The 19,076-nt window shown below is 66.5% G+C and carries 15 protein-coding genes; 11 read left to right on the top strand and 4 right to left on the bottom strand.

The annotated features are described in order from the left end of the window. Positions 1 to 9: 9 nt before the first annotated feature. Entirely contained in the window at positions 10 to 1,545 is a 1,536-nt protein-coding gene (locus ACOI2T_RS15150) for an APC family permease (protein ID WP_409501815.1), read from the top strand. 79 nt (positions 1,546 to 1,624) lie between these two features. Here the strand turns inward: ACOI2T_RS15150 and ACOI2T_RS15145 are convergent, their stop codons facing one another. Next, complete coding sequence (locus tag ACOI2T_RS15145; RefSeq protein ID WP_067852768.1) at positions 1,625 to 2,359, bottom strand: FadR/GntR family transcriptional regulator; 735 nt, start codon at positions 2,357 to 2,359, stop codon at positions 1,625 to 1,627. A 170-nt stretch (positions 2,360 to 2,529) separates the two neighbouring features. Here ACOI2T_RS15145 and ACOI2T_RS15140 point away from each other — a divergent pair, with 170 nt between their 5' ends. From ACOI2T_RS15140 to ACOI2T_RS15100, 9 genes are all read left to right on the top strand, one after another. Further along, entirely contained in the window at positions 2,530 to 3,261 is a 732-nt protein-coding gene (locus tag ACOI2T_RS15140; RefSeq protein ID WP_409501814.1) for an SDR family NAD(P)-dependent oxidoreductase, read from the top strand. Further along, positions 3,258 to 4,526, top strand: coding sequence for a YlbE family protein (locus ACOI2T_RS15135; RefSeq protein WP_409501813.1), 1,269 nt, complete (start codon positions 3,258 to 3,260; stop codon positions 4,524 to 4,526). Before ACOI2T_RS15140 ends, ACOI2T_RS15135 begins: the two co-directional genes overlap by 4 nt. Then, positions 4,523 to 5,293, top strand: a complete 771-nt coding sequence (locus ACOI2T_RS15130) for an SDR family NAD(P)-dependent oxidoreductase (protein ID WP_409501812.1) — start codon at positions 4,523 to 4,525, stop codon at positions 5,291 to 5,293. The genes ACOI2T_RS15135 and ACOI2T_RS15130 overlap by 4 nt, the downstream gene beginning before the upstream one ends. Next, positions 5,290 to 6,357, top strand: a complete 1,068-nt coding sequence (locus tag ACOI2T_RS15125; protein ID WP_409501811.1) for a hypothetical protein — start codon at positions 5,290 to 5,292, stop codon at positions 6,355 to 6,357. Before ACOI2T_RS15130 ends, ACOI2T_RS15125 begins: the two co-directional genes overlap by 4 nt. After that, positions 6,350 to 7,618 (top strand): glutamine synthetase family protein, encoded by a 1,269-nt coding sequence (locus tag ACOI2T_RS15120; RefSeq protein WP_409501810.1) that lies wholly within the window; start codon positions 6,350 to 6,352, stop codon positions 7,616 to 7,618. Before ACOI2T_RS15125 ends, ACOI2T_RS15120 begins: the two co-directional genes overlap by 8 nt. Next, positions 7,615 to 8,991 carry a glutamine synthetase family protein gene (locus ACOI2T_RS15115; RefSeq protein ID WP_409501809.1) on the top strand — a complete coding sequence of 459 codons (1,377 nt, stop codon included), beginning with the start codon at positions 7,615 to 7,617 and terminating at the stop codon, positions 8,989 to 8,991. The genes ACOI2T_RS15120 and ACOI2T_RS15115 overlap by 4 nt, the downstream gene beginning before the upstream one ends. A gap of 11 nt (positions 8,992 to 9,002) precedes the next feature. Further along, on the top strand, positions 9,003 to 9,947 hold the full coding sequence (locus ACOI2T_RS15110) for an alpha/beta hydrolase (RefSeq protein WP_409501808.1): 945 nt from the start codon (positions 9,003 to 9,005) through the stop codon (positions 9,945 to 9,947). Continuing rightward, complete coding sequence (locus tag ACOI2T_RS15105) at positions 9,944 to 10,666, top strand: SDR family NAD(P)-dependent oxidoreductase (RefSeq protein ID WP_409501807.1); 723 nt, start codon at positions 9,944 to 9,946, stop codon at positions 10,664 to 10,666. The genes ACOI2T_RS15110 and ACOI2T_RS15105 overlap by 4 nt, the downstream gene beginning before the upstream one ends. An 88-nt stretch (positions 10,667 to 10,754) precedes the next feature. Next, positions 10,755 to 12,218, top strand: a complete 1,464-nt coding sequence (locus tag ACOI2T_RS15100; RefSeq protein ID WP_085149757.1) for a flavin-containing monooxygenase — start codon at positions 10,755 to 10,757, stop codon at positions 12,216 to 12,218. On the opposite strand, the gene coaE is transcribed toward ACOI2T_RS15100, so the two are convergent. Next, positions 12,215 to 13,342, bottom strand: coding sequence for a dephospho-CoA kinase (gene coaE / locus ACOI2T_RS15095; protein WP_409501806.1), 1,128 nt, complete (start codon positions 13,340 to 13,342; stop codon positions 12,215 to 12,217). The two genes, ACOI2T_RS15100 and coaE, sit on opposite strands and share 4 nt — an antisense overlap. A 146-nt stretch (positions 13,343 to 13,488) precedes the next feature. Then, entirely contained in the window at positions 13,489 to 14,931 is a 1,443-nt protein-coding gene (gene rpsA / locus ACOI2T_RS15090; RefSeq protein ID WP_067852789.1) for a 30S ribosomal protein S1, read from the bottom strand. Between the two features lie 207 nt (positions 14,932 to 15,138). Between rpsA and ACOI2T_RS15085 the strand changes: the two genes are divergently transcribed. After that, positions 15,139 to 16,302: a PrsW family intramembrane metalloprotease gene (locus ACOI2T_RS15085; RefSeq protein ID WP_409501923.1), complete on the top strand. Its 1,164-nt coding sequence runs from the start codon at positions 15,139 to 15,141 to the stop codon at positions 16,300 to 16,302. A 52-nt stretch (positions 16,303 to 16,354) separates the two neighbouring features. Here ACOI2T_RS15085 and polA read toward each other — a convergent pair whose 3' ends face one another. Further along, on the bottom strand, positions 16,355 to 19,069 hold the full coding sequence (polA, locus tag ACOI2T_RS15080) for a DNA polymerase I (RefSeq protein WP_409501805.1): 2,715 nt from the start codon (positions 19,067 to 19,069) through the stop codon (positions 16,355 to 16,357). Positions 19,070 to 19,076 lie beyond the last annotated feature (7 nt).

Here is a 19,076-nt window from a genome sequence, read left to right as displayed (position 1 = left end):
CAGGTGGCGATGGCAGTCGACTTCGACCAGGGAACGGGGGCGGCGCGATCCGCACCCAAGGGCGGCCCGGCCACCTTGAAGCGTGGCGCGATCGGGCTGGCCGGTGTGGTGTTCATGGTGGTCGCCTTCTCGGCTCCGATCACCGCGATGACCGGCAACCTCCCGGTCGCGGTGGGGTTCGGCAACGGGCTGGGGGCGCCAGGCGGATTCGTGATCGCGACCATCGTGCTGACGATCTTCAGCATCGGATTCGTCGCCCTGGCCCGCCATATCACCGCGGCAGGCGCCTTCTACACGTTCGTGTCGCGGGCCTGGTCACGGGTTCCGGGGCTCGCTGCGGGCGTGCTGCCCGCCTTCACCTACATGACGATGGAAGCCGGCCTCATCGGTATCTTCGCCGCCTTCGCCGATCAGGCGTTCACCGCGCAGTTCGGCATGGACCTGCCGTGGGAGGTCTATGCGGTGTTCGGTCTCGTCGCCATCGCCGCGTTGTCGCACTTCGACATCTCGGTGGCCGCCAAAGTTCTCGGCGTCGTGCTGGTGTCCGAGATCGCCATGCTGTCGATCACCGCGATCGCCGGGCTGATCCACCATCCCGACGGCATGAGCTTCGCGTCCCTGAGCCCGCTCACCGCGTTGAGCACCAACGGCGTCGCCGGTGGTGTCGTCGGACTTGGACTGTTGATGGCCTTCTGGTCATGGGTCGGATTCGAGTCGACCGCGATATACGGCGAAGAGTCCAAGAACCCCAAGCGGATCGTCCCGTTGGCCACCATGATCGCCGTGATCGGCATCGGTGTGTTCTACACGTTCATCTCCTGGGGCGTCGTCGTCGGCAATGGCCCGGCCAGGGCCGTGGAGCTGGCGTCCGGGCCGACGCCCTTCGACCTGCTGTACGCACCCACCGCACAGTACGTCGGTCAATGGGGCGTAACGGTTTTCGAATGGCTCGTGGTCGGTGGCTCGTTCGCCTGCGCATTGGCGATCCACAATTCGGCGGCCCGCTACCTGTTCGCATTCGGTCGCGACGGCCTGCTGTGGCGGCGCCTGGGTGAGGCACATCCGAAGCACGCCTCTCCTTGGGTGGCATCGCTGGCACAGAGTGTGTTCGCCGCAGTCCTGGTGACGGTCTGCTCGGTGACGGGCTCGGATCCCTACGCAGACCTCTTCGTCCTGGTCGCGATCCTCGCGACGCTGCTGCTGCTGATCGTGCAGACGATGTGCTCGATTTCCACGGTCGTGTACTTCCACATCAAGAAGCAGCATCCGGAGACGGCGTCGTGGTGGCGCACCCTGCTGGCACCGATAGTCGGCGGCGCGGGAATGCTCTACGTCATCTACCTGATGGCGTCGAACATGCAGGCGGCCGCCGGAGCAGCATCAGACACCTTGTTCTTCAAGGCCATTCCGTACCTTGTCGTGCTGCTCACGCTCGGATCGATCGCGCTCGCGCTGTACTGGCGCAAGGCCAGGCCGGACCGGTACGCGCGCATCGGCAGCACGATCTTCGACGATCACGATCCCGTCCGCGAGCCCGCCGTCTGAGTGCGACGCGGACGCGCGCCCGGTGCGATCACCATTACCCCCGAAGGGTCGCACCGGGCGCTTCCAAATCGAGGAAAGGTCAACGCTTGAGCCAGGACTCGATCGTGTGCCGGGTGTCGTTGATGTGGGCCTCCATTCGGGCGGCGGCCAACTCGGGCTCCCGGTTCTCGATCGCCTCGAGGATCGACTCGTGGTAGTCGTTCGCGTTGGGCTCCAAGCGACCGAAGATCGCACCGACCGGAAGCCACATCCGCCGGCGAGCGTCGGCGACCGCATCGAGCAGGCGGTCGTTCTGCGCGGCCTGGGCGATGCCCAGGTGAAACGCCGAGTCCAGGGTCTGAAAATCGGTGGTGTGCTGGGCCGATTGGTCTTCGAGCGCCGTCTGGAGCGCCGAATCCATCCCGGTCAGCAGCTTGTGCAGCTCGGTGAGGTCGACCGCTCGGCGCCGGTCCGCGGCAAGCCGGGTGGCGCCGGTTTCGACGATGATGCGGTAGTCGAACGCATCGCGGATGGCCCGCTTGTTGCGGCGCATCTCGCGCCGCATCTCGACCGGGTCGTACTCGGGCGCCTGCACGGTGAACCCACCACCACGCCCGCGACGCACCGCGATCAGGCCCTCGCGCTCCAACACGGCGACTGCCGTGCGGACCGTCGTCCTCGACACGTCGAGCATGTCCGACAGCTCGCGCTCGGTGGGCAGCCGGTCACCCGGGCGGAACTGCCCGAGTTCCAGAGCCCGCCGCATCTGGTCGACGACCAGTTCATGGGCCGGGATCTGCCGGACCGGAACCAACGCTGGTTTCGCTGCTGACATGCCAGCCCCCCTTCGGATGCCCACAGGTTACCGCATACCCGCTGATAACAGCGTTTGCCTTACCCAATAGACCAAACGAAAATTTAAAGTCCTAAAAACTTGACCTATAGCCCTTTAACGGCGAAACTCGGTGGAGTACAGGGCAGCTGAGCACAGATGAGGATCATCGATTGAGTAACAAAGTGATCGTGACGGGCGGAGCCGGCGTGATCGGCCAGGCGATCTGCCGCCGGCTGTTGCAGAGTGACTACGTCCCCGTGGCTGCCGACCTCAAACCAGCCGTCGACGCACTCGACCTCGAGCAGTCCGGCCTGCAGGGCACGGTGCCGGTGGCGATGGACGTCGCCGACCGCGAGAGCATCGAGAGCGCGGTGACATCGGTGGTCGACGACGGCGAGACCATCAGCGGCCTGGTCAATTGCGCTGGCATCCTGCGAGATTCGTTTCTCGGCGAACTCGACGAAGCCAAGCTCGAGTTGATGTTCCAGGTGAACATCGCCGGGATGGCCCGGGTGACCGACGTGGTGGCACCCCTACTGACCCAGGGCAGCGCGATCGTCAACATCGGCTCGTTGACCGGGCATTTCGGTCGGTTCCGCGGCGCGTCGGTGTACGGCGCCACGAAGGCCGGGATCGCCGCGTACACCCGTTATCTCGCCGAGGAGTTGGCTCCCCGGGGCATCCGGGTCAACAACATCGCTCCCGGGGTCATCCGTGCGCCGATGAGCCCGTCGATGGCCAGGGTGTCGGGTGGCGAGGAGGTGAGCGCCGGTTACGCGATGCTGGGGCGCATCGGTGAGCCGGAGGAGGTCGCCGAGGCGGTCGAGTTCATGCTGTCACCACGTGCGTCGTTCATCACCGCGCAGACCCTGCTCGTCGACGGCGGAGTGGTGGCCTGGTGAGCACCCAACTCGACACCACCGCCCTCGACGTCGAGGCCGCCAACGCCGCGGCCTTCGCGAACCTCGACGAAGCCGATCCATGGGTCATCGACGTGGCGCCGGCCCGCGAGGTCCTGCCGGGTTTTCGCGACAACCTGGTCCTCACCTCAGGTGCGCCCATGCCGTGGTCGGCCTACACGGGTGGGCAGCGCGAAGCTCTCATCGGTGGCGCCCTGTTCGAAGGTCTCGCCGCCACCCGCGAGGAGGCGATCGCCGGTTTCGCGGACGGCCGCATCGAGGTGGGCGCATGCCACGATTTCTCCGCGGTCGGCTCGCTTGCCGGGATCTACACCGCGTCAATGCCGGTGTTCGTCGTGGTGAATCGCGCACGAGGCAACCTGGGGTTCTGCAATTTCTACGAGGGTAAGGAACCCAGGCGGCTCAACTACGGCTGTTACGACGACGGCGTGCGCGACCGGCTGCGCCACGTCAACGACGTGCTGGCACCCGTGGTCGGGGAGGCGATCCGCCGTCAGGGTGGCATCGCGCTCAAACCCTTGATCGCCCGCGCACTGCGAATGGGCGACGAGGTACACAGCCGAAACGCCGCCGCCTCGATCCTGTTCAACCGCGAGATCCTGCCGGCGATCCTCGACATGGTCGACGCCAAGGTTTCCGGTGTGCGCGAAACCCTGCTGCACCTTGCCGAGAACGACTACTTCTTCCTGCGGCTTTCGATGGCAGCCGCCAAGGCCTCGGCCGATGCGATGTCGGTACCGGGCTCGACCCTGGTGTCGGCGATGGCATTCTCCTGTCGCGGTTTTGCGATCAAACTGGCCGGGCTCGGCGACACCTGGTTCGAAGGCCCGCCACCGATCCACCAGGGCAAGCTCTTCACCGGCCACACCGAGGACGAGATCACCTGGATGGGCGGCGAATCCCCGATCACCGAAACGGTCGGTCTCGGCGGCTTCGCGCAGGCATGCGCGCTGTCCCTGCAGGAGTACCAGGGCGGCTCACCCGAGATCATGATCGAACGCAACCGGGAGATGTATGCCATCACCCACGGCGAGAACAGCTTCTACCGCATCCCGCTGTTCGGCTTCCGCGGCACGCCGACCGGTATCGACGCCCGAAAGGTGCTTGAAACCGGGGTGCTGCCGGTCATGGATGTCGGGCTGGCCGGCCGCGACGGCGGCCAGATCGGTGCGGGCGTGATTCGCGCACCACGAGAATGCTTCGTCGACGCCATGGCCGAGCATGCGCGCAGGTTCGGTCCGCGATGACGGCGCCGAAATCGCTCGCCTTGACGTTCAGCGGCGGTGACGCCGTGGTCACCGGCGCAGCATCCGGCATCGGGGCGGCCACAGCGCAGAAGCTGATGTCGGCAGGCATCCGGACGATCCGGCTCGATGTCCGTATCCCCCAACCGGATTCCCGCTACGGAGCCGACCTTCAGGTGTGCTGTGCAGCCGACGTGCGCGACGCCGACCTGTTGTCGGTGCTGCGAGATCAGAACGTGTCCACCGATGCGGTCAGCTACGTGGTCAACTGCGCGGGCGTCCTCGACAACACCGGATTCAGCGGCGTCGCGCGCGAACAGTGGTTGCGCTGCCTGGAGATCAACCTGGTCGGCGCCTATAACGTCGTCGACGCTCTCACACCGGCGTTGCGCCGCAACGCACCGGCCGCGATCGTCAACATCACCTCGATCGAGGCGTCGCGTGTCATCGCGCTCTCCGATCCCGACCCCACTCCGCAATACGCGGCGTCGAAGGCCGGACTGCACATGCTCACGCAGACCAGCGCTCGCGCCCTCGCATCCGATGGCATACGGGTCAACAGCATCTCCCCTGGTTTCGTCGCCACCCCGATGGCTGCCGCGCACGGCGACACCGGACGCCTGCCACCGTCCCTGGTGCCACGGGTGCCGGCCGGAAGGTTCGCCGATCCGGACGAAATCGCCTCGGCCGTCGCCTATCTGCTCAGCGACCAGGCCGCCTATGTCACCGGGTCCGAGCTACGCATCGACGGCGGGTTCGGGCTGACATGACGCGCACCCACATGCCCGTGGTGGCATACGAACCCTCGCTGGGCCGCAATGCTCGTGTCGGCGACTGGGCCGAACTCGCCCGCGGCACGTTCCGCAGCGCGATCGAATGCGCGGAGCGTCACGACTGGGAAGCCGCCGCGCAACTGGTCGAGGTGTCAGTGCTCGAAGCCGATGAACTGCGCGACATCTACGACCGCTGGCCCGAGGCAACACTGCACTGGATCCGCGCGCACGGCGCCGGCGCGGCCGACCTCGAAAGCGCGGTGGCGCGGCTCGCCGGACTCCTCGGATCGCAAGCCGTGGCCGGTATCGGCCCCCGATGGCCCACCTATCTCGGCGCCGTCACGGACGCCGCCCGCGCATGCCGCGATCAAGATCCGGAGGCGGCCGCGCTGATCGAAGCGGCACGGCTGGTGTGGCAACACATTCACGACCACGCCGTCGACCGGGTGGCCGGGATGATCGACATCGCGGTCAAACTCGTCGGTGAACAGTCCCTCGGTGCGCTGTGGGACTTCCTGATGAGCGACTGGTACGAAATCCATGCGCGCCGTTACTCATTGGACAACCAGCCCTGGACCGAATCGGCACATCAGTTGATGATCGCGATCGTCGACGGCTTCCACGCGCACCTCACCGGCACCGCACGCCAAGGTGACATCGAGCTGATCTCAGAACCGGGCCGCACCGGATTCCGGTTCGCGCCATGCGGATCCGGCGGCCGCTCACTCGACGGCCGGATCACCGAAGGAACCCCCCGGTCCGGTGCACCGTACGGATTCGCCGTCACCACCGAGCCACACGACTGGGCGTGGAACACCGTCGGCATCTGCTCATACTGTGTGCACTGCTGCCAACTCAACGAGGTCATGCCGATCGATCGGCTGGGCTACCCGACCCGCGTGATCGACCCACCGACGTGGACACCGACCGACCCGACGACCTCGTGCACATGGTGGGTGTACCACGATCCCGCCGACGTTCCCGACCACATCTACCACCGGGTCGGGCGCGACCCGGCCCGCCGACCGCGCCGAACGACGAGGAGCGATACGCATGGCTGACACCGTGGCGATGACACAGCTCGAAGTGGCCGACTACGACCTCGGCCTGCGGGGCAAGCTCGTGCGCTCGGCCAAGACGCGGGGCGGCACCAACCTGGCCTTCTGCACGATCGTCTACGGCTTGTCGCTGACGGACGATGTGACCGACACACCGTTCAGCAGCGCGGGTAACGGATACCCCGATGCCCTGCTGAAGCCCGATGAATCCACGCGTGTTCGGCTGCCGTGGCGCCCCGGCACCGACGCCGTGATCGCCGAGCTCGTCGACACCGACGACCGGCCGTTGGACCTCTCGCCCCGCGCCGTGCTCGGCACCCTGACCGACCGGTATGCCGAGCTGGATCTGGCCCCCGTGCTGGGCTTCGAATACGAGCTGTGGATCTTCTCCGCCGACCCGGCGCACACCCCCCACGGCCGCACCGAGAATGCCTACAGCCTCACCCGATGCGCCGAAATCAACAGCTTGGCAACCGAATTCGTCAACCGCATGGATCAGGTGGGCATCGAGGTCGAGATGTTCCACGCCGAACTTGGCCCGGGCTTCTTCGAGTTCACCCTGGCGCCCGCACCCGCCGTGCGGGCTGCGGACAACGCCGTACGGGCCCGACAGTACCTGCGCGACCTGTGCGCCGAACACGGACTGCACGCCAGCTTCATGGCAAAGCCGTTCGCCGACAAGTCCGGAGCCGGCGGCCACGTGCACTCGAGTCTGAACCGCGATGGCGTCAACGTGTTCTCCGACGGATCGGGTGCGTTGTCAACCGAAGGCCGCCACTACCTCGCCGGACTGCTGGCCGGTATGGCCGACACGGTGCTGATGCTCAACCCAAACGTCAACTCTTACAAGCGCATCGACCCGGAGATGTTCACGCCCGCGACGGCCAGTTGGGGTTACGACGACCGTGGCACCGCAGCGCGGGTCATCGTCACCGACCCCAAGTCCGCGCGCGTCGAGCACCGCAGGCCCGGTGCCGACGCCAATCCCTACATCGTCGGGGCCGCACTGCTGGCGGCCGGTCTGCACGGGCTGACCGAGGAACTGGCGCTGCCGGACCGTACCGCCGAGCCCGCCGAGCTGCCCGGCGACCTGGGCGGCGCGCTCACGCAGTTCGAGAGCTCGACGTGGCTGGCCGACCTACTCGGCAAGCCGTTCACCACATCGTTCGGCGCCACCCGCCGTGCCGAACTGCAACGCTATGAACGTTGGCTACGGAGCACCATCACCAGCTGGGAACTGCATCGACACCTGGAGCACCAATGAGCACCGCACCCGCACTGGACCTCGACCGATTCGAGGAGCTGGCCGCGGCCGGCGAGATCACCACCGTGGTCTGCGCCGCCCCCGACCCCTACGGACGGCTGGTCGGCAAGCGTCTGACCATCCCAGCCTTTCGAAGCCTGGGGCTCGACGGCAGCGGCATCAACGCCAGTAGTTTCATCTTCGCGGTCGATCTTGAGATGAACCCGCTCGACCTGCCGGTGTCCAACGCGGCCAACGGCTGGGTGGATATCCGCCTGGTACCGGACCTGTCGACGTTGCGCCGCGTGCCGTGGGAGCCGACCGCCGCGCTGGTCATCTGCGACGCCTACCACATGGATTCCGACCAACCGTTGGCCGTGGCACCGCGCACGATCCTCCGGGCTCAGCTCGAACGGGCCGCGCAGCACGGTATGTCCTTCAAGTTCGCCTCGGAATTGGAGTTCTACCTCGCCGCCACACCGCCGCGCGAAGCGTGGGAGTTGGGGTACCAGAACTTGAAGATGCTCTCGGACTACCGATCTGACTACCAGATGATCCAGGCCGCGCGTGACGACTGGTTCATCGAGCGGATCCGCAATCAAATGCCCGAGTTCGGGGTGCCGATCGAATCGTCCAAACCCGAATGGGGCCTGGGACAGCAAGAGGTCACCCTCGACTACTGCGACACGCTCGAAATGGCCGATCGGCACGTGCTGTTCAAGTACGGCGTCAAGCAGCTGGCCAACGCCGCCGATCTGACGGTGACGTTCATGGCGAAGCCGAAGATCGACGAGGTCGGGTCATCGTGCCACCTGCACGTCAGCATGTGGTCGGACGACAGCGGCGAATCGCTGTGCTGGTCGCCCGAGCACCACGGCATGTCCGAGCGGTTCGGCTCCTTTGTCGCCGGCCAGCTCCATCACGCCGCCGACATCAGCCTGATGTTCGCACCGACCATCAACTCCTACAAGCGTTTTCAGCCCGACCAGTTCGCCGGAACGGCGATCGCCCTCGGCAACGACAACCGGTCGTGTGCATTCCGGCTGGTCGGCACCGGTCCGGCGTTCCGGGTGGAGAACCGGATACCCGGCGCCGACGTCAACCCGTACTACGCCTACGCGGCGACGATCGCGGCCGGGCTCGACGGCATCGAACGCGAGCTTCCCGCTCCCGACATATTCGACGGAAATGCCTGGGCGGGAAGCGGTGTCACGACCGTGCCCATCGCACTGCACCGATCGCTCGAGCTGTTCGCCGAAAGCAAGATGGCCCGAACCGCGTTCGGCGACGAGGTGTTCGAGCACCTTTTGGCGTCCGCGCAGAGCGAACTCGAGGCCTTCGACTCCCACACCGTGACGGACTGGGAGTGCCGCCGCTACTACGAACGCGTCTGAAGGAGAAGCAAATGCCGATCGACCCCATCGCCCAAAAGATGCTCGACGACACCAAGGCGTCGGGCCGCCCCAACGCGCACCTGCTGCCGGTGCCGACCGCCCGGGAGAATTTCGAGAACACCTTCGCCGCACTGGCCAAACCCGAGGTCCACCGCGTCGTCGATGTCACGATCGAAACCCGCGACGGCACCGGAATTCCGGGCCGGCTCTATCTGCCCACCGGCGATGCGGACCTGCCACTGACCGTGTACTACCACGGCGGTGGCTGGCTGCTGGGCAGTGTCGACTCCCACGATGTGGCAACGCGACTGCTTGCCAACGCCTCCGGCGCGGCGGTGTTGTCGGTGGGATATCGGCGCGGCCCGGAGGCTCGGTTCCCGACCGCGGTCGACGACGCGATCGACGCGGTCGAGTGGGCGCGCAGACCATCCTCCGGGCTCGGCGTTGACGTCACCCGCATCGCGGTGGCCGGTGACAGTGCCGGAGGTAACCTCGCGGCCGCCGTGGCGCTGCACTACCGCGATGCGGGCGATCCGGTGGTGCGTCATCAGCTACTGGTCTATCCGGTCACCACCACCGACCTGGGCCGCGGCATGGACCCGGCCTACGACGGCGTGATGCTGGAACGCGACGAATTGCAGTGGCACCAGGACAATTACCTGCCCAGCCCGGACGCCGCGGGCGATCGGCGGGTCAACGTGCTCGACGCCGATCACACCGGCTTGCCAGAGGCGACCATCATCCTCGCCGAGTGCGATCCCATTCGCCCGCAGGGAGAGCTGTATGAGCAGGCGCTGCGGGCGGCGGGCGTCGCGGTGCAGAGCCACTCGACGCCGGGCATGGTGCACGGATTCTTCGGCCTCGTCGAGGTCTTTCCGACCGCGGGCGCGGCCATGACGTTCGCGGGCGAGCGCCTCGCGGCGGCCCTGTCCCGTACCGATGAGTCCGTCCGATGATCGCGCTGGTCACCGGGGCAGGTGGCGGGATCGGCTCGGCCACCGTGCATCGCCTCGTCAAGGATGGTGTGCACGTCATCGCCACGGATGTAGGTGAGCGGGCACCAGGACTGCCCGCCGAGGCCGATTACGTACGCTTCGATCTGCTCGACGGCGATCCGGCCGAGCTGTTCGGCCGGTTGGACGGGCAGGGACTCGACTATCTCGTGAACGCCGCCGGCGTCGCGCTGTTCGACCGCGATGGGTCGACGCTCGACATCGACGAGTCCGTCTGGGATCTCACGCTGGGAGTGAATCTGCACGGCCTGCGAAGAGTAACCACAGCGGCTGTCGATCATCTGCGCCGTGGGAACGGTAAGAGCATCGTCAACGTCGCGAGCACCGCGGGCCTGAGGGGCATGGATTCCCCGCTGGATGCCTATCAGGTGAGCAAGGCGGCGGTGGTGTCACTGACGAGAGCGTTGGCCTTGCAACTCGCGCCAGAGGGAATCCGGGCCAACACCGTGTGCCCGGGCGCGATTCTCACCCCGATGATCGATTACCTGTACGTCGACAGTCCGGCCCGACGAGCCGACATGGAGAGCCGCACACCACTGCGACGTCTCGGGATGCCTGACGAAATCGCCAACGCCATAGCGTTTCTGCTGTCTGCGGACGCCTCGTTCGTCACGGCAACCGATCTCGTCGTCGACGGCGGCTGGACAGCTCAGATCAAGTAACAGCAAAACCGCCGGCACGGCCGGAGACGTTGACAATCCAATTTTTGGTCTAAACACGCGACCTATAGTTCTTTAGACGGGAGTCAGGATGAGCGGGCCAACGATGCCGCGAGTCGCCATCATAGGATCGGGTTTCAGCGGTATCGCCGCGGCGATCGCCCTGCGTAAGAAAGGCATCGAGGACTTCGTGATCTTCGAGCAGGCGCCCGCGCTCGGCGGCACCTGGTGGCACAACCGATACCCCGGCGCCGAAGTCGACCTCGAATCTCATATCTACTCGTTCTCGTTCGAGCGCTACGACTGGACCCGCACGCACGCGGGCTGGCGGGAATTGCAGGGCTATCTCAACCACGTCGCGAACAAGTGGGATCTCCCCCGCCGCATCCGGTTCAACGAAAAGGTTGACGACGTCGCCTGGTCCGACATCGACAAGACCTACACCGTCAGCACCGAATCCGGTGTCGACCACGGCCGGTTCACCGCTGTCATCAGCGCGGTCGGTTTTCTCAACATCCCGCTGATCCCGCCGTTCGCCCGCGAGCACAACGACTTCGGTGGCGCCATCTGCCACACGTCGCGCTGGATCGACGGACTCGACATGTCCGGCAAGAAGATCGGCGTGGTCGGTACCGGCTCCTCTGCCGTTCAGGTGGTCACCGAGGCCGAGCGGGTCGGTGCGGAAGTGAAGATCTTCCAGATCGAACCGAACTGGATACTGCCGAAGAACAGCCACGATTTCACGCCTGCCGAGCGCCGGCTCAATCGGCTCGCGCCGGTGTACGCCTGGCGACGGCTCAAGCTCTACCTCGGCTACGACCTTCGCCAGTACCGCTCCAGCCATGCCAGGTCCACCGGCTGGACGAACCGACGAAAGCACCGGGCCGCAGCCGAATACCTGCGCCGTGAGCTCGGCGACCGGCCCGATCTGCTCGAGCTCGCCACGCCGTCATTCCCGTTCGAGGGCAGGCGCACCGTCGTCAGCGACACCTACTACCGGTCGCTGCGCAACCCGAAGGTCACGCTCGTCCCGCATGCCGTCAAGGGTCTGTCGCGGACCGGCGCCGTCGACGCCAACGGTGACGAACACGAACTCGACATCATCGTGCTGGCAACAGGATTCGATGCCGCCAACTATCTCGGCAACTACGAGGTGCGCGGGCGCGGAGGCGCAGCACTGCACGAACAGTGGCAGGGCGAACCCGAAGCGTTTCTGGGCATGATGGTTCCGAAGTTCCCGAACTTCTTCATCATGTACGGCCCGAACACCAACTCGATTCCGCTGGTGTCCTTCTACGAGGCACAAGCCGGCTTCGCCGCCGGCCTGATCTCGCGAGCGGCCAACACCGGTGCGACCACGATCGAGGTGCGCCGCTCGGCATTCGTCATCTACAACGACTGGGTGCAGGCCGCCCTGTCGAAAACCGTTTGGGCCCAGGTCAACAACTACTTCCAGGCAGGCAGCGGCCGAATCGTGTCACAATGGCCGTTCGGCGCGACCCCCTACATCCTGGCCACCAAACTGCTCCGCAGGATCGCAGTCCGCCTGAGCTAGGGCCGCCAGCCCGTCTCGTCCGCCCACTCCCAGGCCCGCCGGTAGGCGTTGTCGAGGTCGGCACCCGGGTTGGCCCGCAACCAATCGGTGAACAGCAGCGCGTACTGCTGATTGGGCCAACCCGCCACCCGCAGGTGGACGTTCGTGGGCCTGCCGGGGTCTGCCGAGGCGTGCAGGCGGCTGCGCCACAGCGCAGCATCATCGGAATGGTCGAACGCCGCGACCGTGCTGCGGGCATCCGACTCGACCGCGTCGATGCCGTCGGCGAGCGGGAGATAGCCGACGGCCCGCAGGGCACCGGACAGCTCATCGGCGACGTCGAGGGACTCCACGGTCACCTGGACGTCGATGACATCGGGCGCGTCCAGCCCGGGGACCGCCGTCAACCCGACATGGTCGACCCGCACCACGCGGTGACCACACGCCGTCTGCAGCCGCGCGACGATGCGGCGCGCCTCACCGGCCCAGCCCGCATCGAAGGAGACCGGCTGCAGCGGCGCCGCGACGGGTTCACCGGCCTGGATGTTGCGCGCGAACGGCAGGATGCGGTTGAACCACAGCTGTTTTGCTCGTTCCACGAGATCGGCCTGGCTGCCGGAGTTGTCCAGCCACACATCGGCAACGGCGCGCCGCTGCTCGTCGGTCGCCTGCGCGGCGATCCGTGCCCTGGCATCCGCCTCGGGCATGCCGCGATGCTCGACGAGGCGGCTCACCCGGGTTTCGACGTCGGCGTGCACGACGACGACCAACGGGAACAGGGGTGCCATCTGCGATTCGACGAGCAGCGGGATGTCTTCGACGATGACGGCGTCGTCGGGAGCCGCCTCGATCAACTCGGTGCGGCGCCGGCCGACCAACGGGTGCACGATGCCGTTGAGCACCGCCCGTTTCTCGTCGTCACTGAACGCCAACGCCGCGAGCGCGGGCCGGTTCAGCGCGCCGTCCGCCAGCAGGATCTCCTCACCGAACGCCTCGACGAGCCGCCCCAGGCCCTCGGTGCCGGGTTCGACGACCTCCCGGGCGATCACGTCGCCGTCGACGACGATCCCGCCGCACTCACTGAATGTGGCCGACACTGTTGACTTCCCGGCGCCGATACCGCCGGTTAATCCAATACGAAGCACCGCATCAGTCTCTCAGGACGCCAGCCCTTTACGCGAATGTGAAGGAAATGGCGAGGTTTTGGCGATTTCTCGCCATCGAGTTCACGTTCGGCGGGCGAAACGCCGAACGCCCCGGCACTTGCCGGGGCGTTCGGTTCGATCTCTGACTAGGCGCTGCCTGCGAGCTTCTCCCGCAGCGCGGCGAGCTGCGCGTCGCTGGCCAGCGTGCCACCACCGGTGGACTCCTCCGAGCGCGAAGACCCGTTGGAAACCGGAGCGTTGGCGGCCTCTGCCTCGGCAGCGGCGAACTTCTCCATCTGCGCGGTGTGCATCTTGTGCCGGCGCTCGGCCTCGGCGTAGCGGCTCTCCCACTCTTCCCGCTGCTTGTCGAAGCCCTCGAGCCATTCGTTGGTCTCGGGATCGAAGCCCTCGGGGAAGATGTAGTTGCCCTGCTCGTCGTAGCTGTCGGCCATGCCGTACTTCGACGGGTCGAACTCGTCGGTGTAGTCCTCGTTGGCCTGCTTGAGGCTCAGCGAGATCCGGCGACGCTCCAGGTCGATGTCGATGACCTTGACCATCGCGTCGTCGCCGACCTGGACCACCTGGTCGGGAACCTCGACGTGGCGCTCGGACAGCTCCGAGATGTGCACCAGGCCCTCGATGCCCTCTTCGACGCGGACGAACGCACCGAACGGCACCAGCTTGGTGACCTTGCCCGGCACGATCTGGCCGATCGCGTGGGTGCGGGCGAAGTGGCGCCACGGGTCTTCCTGAGTCGCCTTGAGCGACAGCGAAACCCGCTCGCGGTCCATGTCGACGTCGAGGACCTCGACGGTGACCTCGTCGCCCACCTGGACAACCTCGGACGGGTGGTCGATGTGCTTCCAGGACAGCTCGGAGACGTGGACCAGACCGTCGACACCGCCGAGATCGACGAAGGCGCCGAAGTTGACGATCGAGGACACGACACCCTTGCGGATGGCGCCCTTCTGCAGCTGGTTGAGGAACTCGCTGCGCACCTCGGACTGCGTCTGCTCCAGCCAGGCGCGGCGGCTCAGCACCACGTTGTTGCGGTTCTTGTCGAGCTCGATGATCTTGGCCTCGATCTCCTTGCCGATGTACGGCTGCAGATCGCGGACACGACGCATCTCGACCAGTGACGCGGGCAGGAAGCCGCGCAGGCCGATGTCGAGGATCAGACCGCCCTTGACGACCTCGATGACGGTGCCCTTGACGGCCTCGTCCTTTTCCTTGAGCTCCTCGATGGTGCCCCAGGCGCGCTCGTACTGTGCGCGCTTCTTGGACAGGATCAGGCGGCCTTCCTTGTCCTCCTTGGTGAGAACGAGGGCCTCGACCTCATCGCCCACGGAAACGACCTCGTTGGGGTCGACGTCGTGCTTGATGGAGAGTTCGCGCGAAGGAATGACACCTTCGGTCTTGTAACCGATGTCGAGGAGGACCTCGTCACGGTCAACCTTGACGATGGTTCCCTCGACGATGTCGCCATCGTTGAAGTATTTGATGGTTTTGTCGATGGCGGCGAGAAAGTCCTCAGCCGAGCCGATGTCGTTGACGGCTACTTGCGGCGAGGTGACGGAGGGACTTGGCATGTGGTGGGTTGCTCCGGACAGGTTTGATCGTAGGGACAGAATCTTGTGTTGCTCCGGCGCGAACGCCGGGTTGTGCTGGTGTCGCCTGCGGCGCCGACGAGCTGTGCACACAGGTACGTACCGAGGGTACTCGACCCGGTACACGCAGGACAAACCGCCTGCCCGATAGGGCACCGCCGCTACCCTTCGATGGTGGCGTACTCCCCGATGCAACACCCGGCCCCACCACCGTGGTTCCCGGTGGCCGCACCGCTGCCCCGTCCGGTCCGCAAGGTCGGCGCCCCGCTGGCCGTGATCATCGTCCTCGGTGTCATCACCGGCGGCTTGATCCTGCTGTTCACCGCGCTCAACCCGGTCGGCGCGATCATCGGCTTCGTCCTGTCGAGCATCGCCATGACCGGCGTCGTGTTCGCCTACCTGTGGCTGGACCGCTTCGAGCCGGAACCGCCGCGGCTCCTGCTGCTGGCCTTCGGCTGGGGCGCGTCGATCGCGGTCGTGCTGTCGGTCGTGCTGAGCCTGCTCGGCGACGCGCTGTTTCCCCCGAACCCGGCCCTGCCGGACGGGTTCGCCTCAACCGCGATCCGGGCGCCGCTGATCGAGGAGGCCGCCAAAGGGCTGTTTCTGCTGATCATGATGACCGGGCGGCGCCGCAACGAACTCAACTCGTTGACCGATTGTCTGGTCTATGCCGGCATGGTCGGCATCGGTTTCGCCTGGCTCGAAGACATCATGTACATCGCCAGCGCCGACTCGGTCGCCGGATCGCTGGTCACCGCGGCGATGCGGCTCATCATGGCGCCGTTCGCGCACTCGCTGTTCACGACGATGATCGCGATCGGTGTCTACTTCGCACTGCACCGACGCGGTTTCGTCGCCAAAGCCGGTTGCATCCTGCTCGGCTACCTCGCGGCGGCCTTCATCCACGGGTTGTGGAACGGCTCCTCGCTGGTGGGCATCGAGACCTACTTCGTCGTGTACGTGGTGTGGATGGTGCCGATCTTCGCGCTCGTGATCGGTCTGGCCATCTGGAGCCGCCGTCGCGAACAACGCATCGTCGCCACCAAACTGCCTGGCATGGTGGCCGCCGGCCTGATCACTCCCAACGAGGCCACCTGGCTCGGATCGCTGCGGGCCCGGCGCGCCGCGATCGATCAAGCGACCCGGGCCGACGGGCGGCCCGCGGGCAAGGCGGTCGCGAGATTCGCCGCCGCGGTCGTCGAGCTGGCGTTCGTGCGGGACCGCATCGACCGCGGCTTCGGCGATGCCCGGGTGTACGCGCTGCAGAACGAGGAAGTCCACGCCGTCGCGGCCGCGCGGTCACACGCGCCGATCCTCGGATGGCTCGCCAACTACCGCGCACCGCGCCGCTAGTGCGCGGCCCCGGCCGATGCGCCGCTAGTGCGCGGCCCCAGCCGATTCGCCGCTAGTGCGCGGCGGCGTCCCAGCTGCGGCCGTACCCCACCGACACCTCCAACGGCACATCCAGCGGATAGGCCGCGCCCATGTGCTCACGGACCAGTTTGTCCAAGGTGTCGCGCTCACCCTCGGCGACCTCGAACAACAGCTCGTCGTGCACCTGCAGCAGCATGCGTGACCGCAGGCCGGCGTCCTTGATCGCCTTGTCGACGTTGATCATCGCCACCTTGATGATGTCGGCCGCGCTGCCCTGGATCGGCGCGTTCAGCGCGGCGCGTTCGGCGGCCTCGCGCACCTGGCGGTTGCTGCTGTCGAGCTCGGGCAGGTAGCGGCGGCGACCGAGCACGGTCGAGGTGTAGCCGTCCTTGCGGGCCTGATCGACCACGTCGCGCAGGTAGTCCCGCACCCCGCCGAACCGGTCGAAGTACTGCTCCATCTGCACCTTTGCCTCTTCGGTGGAGATCTTGAGCTGAGAGGCCAGGCCATAGGCCGACAAACCGTAGGCCAGGCCGTAGGACATCGCCTTGACGCGGCGCCGCAGTTCCGGAGTGACCTCGTCGATGGGCACCGAGAACGCCCGCGACGCCACGAACGAGTGCAGGTCCTCACCGGTGTTGAAAGCTTCGATGAGGCCTTCGTCGCGCGACAGGTGGGCCATGATCCGCATCTCGATCTGGCTGTAGTCGGCGGTCATGAGCTCCGTGTAGCCCTCGCCGACGACGAAACCGTCGCGGATCCGGCGACCGGCCTCGGTGCGGATCGGGATGTTCTGCAGGTTCGGCTCGGTGGACGACAGCCGCCCCGTCGCCGCGATCGTCTGGTTGAAGGTCGTGTGGATCCGACCGTCCGAGGCGACCGAGTTCAGCAGGCCGTCGACGGTGACCTTGAGCCGCGTGGCGTCGCGGTGGGCGAGCAGATGCTGCAGGAACGGATGCCCGGTCTTGTCGAACAGTGACTGCAGCGCGTCGGCGTCGGTGGTGTAGCCGGTCTTGGTGCGCTTGGTCTTGGGCATCTCCAGCTCGTCGAACAACACGACCTGCAGCTGTTTGGGTGAGCCGAGGTTGATCTGCTTGCCGATCACGCCGTAGGCGGCCTCGGCGGCGTCGCGGATCTGGTCGGCGAATTCACCCTGCAGTTCCTGCAGGTGGTCGAGATCGACCGCGATGCCCGCGTGCTCCATCTCGGCCAGGACCTGCTGGACGGGCAGCTCCATGCGGCCCAGCAGCGACGACGAGTCGATGCGGGCGAGTTCCTCGTCGAGGGCGTCGGCAAGATCGAGCACCGCACTGGCCCGCAGGATCACGGTCTGCACCGCCTGCTCGTCCACCCCGTCGGAGTCGTCGAGCAGCGAAAGCTGTTGTTGCTCCGGCGTTTCCGCGCGAAGTTCCCGGCGCAGATAGCGCACCGACAGATCGTCGAGGGCAAAGCTGCGCTGACCGGGCCGCACCAGATACGCGGCAAGCGCGGTATCGGACGTGACACCGCGCAGCGTCCAGCCGCGCCCGGCGAGATCGTGCATCGCGAGCTTGGCCTCGTGCAGCGCCTTCGGCGGGCCGGGATCGGCGAGCCAGGACGCCAGCGCGGCCTCGTCCTCGGGTGTCAGCGTGGCGGTGTCGATGTAGCGGCCGTCGCCGTCGGCCGACACGATCGCCAACGCGGTGGCGTCGGCGTCGTAGGCCAGGTGCGTGCCCACGACCGCGAGTCCGAAGCGGTTACCCAGGCTGTGCTCGGACAGCCACGCGGCCAGTTCACCGGGCTCCAGCGCGCGGCCGCGCACGTCGAATCCGTGCTCGACCTCGGGCTCGACCGCGACCAGCGTCTCGAACAGGCGGTCGCGCAGCACCCGGAACTCCAGGTCGTCGAACAGCCGGTGAATCTGATCGCGATTCCACGGCTGGACCCGCAGGGTGTCGGGGGTCTGCGCGAGCGGCACATCCCGGACCAGATCGGTCAGCTCACGGTTGAGCACCACGCTGGACAGGTTGGCCCGCAGCGCGTCGCCGACCTTGCCCTTGACCTTGTCGACGTTGTCGACCAGCGCCTGCAACGACCCGTACTCGACGATCCACTTGGTGGCGGTCTTCTCCCCCACGCCCGGGATGCCGGGCAGGTTGTCGCTCGGGTCGCCGCGCAGCGCCGCGAAATCGGGATATTGCGCCGGGGTCAGGCCGTACTTCTCGAGCACCGCGTCGGGCGTGAACCGCGTCAGCTCACTGACACCCTTGCGCGGGTACAGCACGGTGACATCGTCGCTCACCAACTGCAGCGAGTCCCGGTCGCCGGTGACCACCAGCACGCGGTAGCCGCCCTCCTCGGCCTGGGTGGCCAGCGTGGCGATGATGTCGTCGGCCTCGAACCCCGGCTCGGCCAGCACGGTGATGCCCAGCGCGCCGAGCACTTCCTTGGTGATGTCGATCTGGCCGCGGAACTCGTCGGGCGTCGCCGAACGCCCCTCCTTGTACTCGGGGTACTTCTCCTTGCGGAACGTCTGCCGCGAGACGTCGAAAGCCGCCGCGACGTGGGTGGGCTGCTCGTCGCGCAGCAGGTTGATCAGCATGGCCGTGAACCCGTACACCGCGTTGGTGGTCAAACCGCCCTGCGTCTTGAAATTCTCCGCAGGTAACGCGTAGAACGCCCGGAACGCCAGCGAATTGCCGTCCAGCAGCATCAGTGTGGGCTTGTCGGTCGCTGTTTCGGTCTTGGCAGTCGCGGTTGGGCTCACGGCCATA

Source organism: Mycolicibacterium wolinskyi str. Jessa 2025 (genome assembly GCF_049241375.1).
Taxonomy (GTDB): Bacteria; Actinomycetota; Actinomycetes; order Mycobacteriales; family Mycobacteriaceae; genus Mycobacterium; species Mycobacterium wolinskyi.
Note: the sequence above shows the minus strand (reverse complement) of the source record. Positions and strands in the feature narration are given on the sequence as shown.

What these genes read in the sequence shown, in the direction of transcription:
- ACOI2T_RS15150 (WP_409501815.1), top strand. Translation starts at nt 10, where the DNA reads ATGGCAGTCGACTTCGACCAGGGAACGGGGGCGGCGCGATCCGCACCC.
- ACOI2T_RS15145 (WP_067852768.1), bottom strand. Translation starts at nt 2,359, where the DNA reads ATGTCAGCAGCGAAACCAGCGTTGGTTCCGGTCCGGCAGATCCCGGCC.
- ACOI2T_RS15130 (WP_409501812.1), top strand. Translation starts at nt 4,523, where the DNA reads ATGACGGCGCCGAAATCGCTCGCCTTGACGTTCAGCGGCGGTGACGCC.
- ACOI2T_RS15125 (WP_409501811.1), top strand. Translation starts at nt 5,290, where the DNA reads ATGACGCGCACCCACATGCCCGTGGTGGCATACGAACCCTCGCTGGGC.
- ACOI2T_RS15120 (WP_409501810.1), top strand. Translation starts at nt 6,350, where the DNA reads ATGGCTGACACCGTGGCGATGACACAGCTCGAAGTGGCCGACTACGAC.
- ACOI2T_RS15115 (WP_409501809.1), top strand. Translation starts at nt 7,615, where the DNA reads ATGAGCACCGCACCCGCACTGGACCTCGACCGATTCGAGGAGCTGGCC.
- ACOI2T_RS15110 (WP_409501808.1), top strand. Translation starts at nt 9,003, where the DNA reads ATGCCGATCGACCCCATCGCCCAAAAGATGCTCGACGACACCAAGGCG.
- ACOI2T_RS15105 (WP_409501807.1), top strand. Translation starts at nt 9,944, where the DNA reads ATGATCGCGCTGGTCACCGGGGCAGGTGGCGGGATCGGCTCGGCCACC.
- ACOI2T_RS15100 (WP_085149757.1), top strand. Translation starts at nt 10,755, where the DNA reads ATGAGCGGGCCAACGATGCCGCGAGTCGCCATCATAGGATCGGGTTTC.
- rpsA (WP_067852789.1), bottom strand. Translation starts at nt 14,931, where the DNA reads ATGCCAAGTCCCTCCGTCACCTCGCCGCAAGTAGCCGTCAACGACATC.
- ACOI2T_RS15085 (WP_409501923.1), top strand. Translation starts at nt 15,139, where the DNA reads ATGCAACACCCGGCCCCACCACCGTGGTTCCCGGTGGCCGCACCGCTG.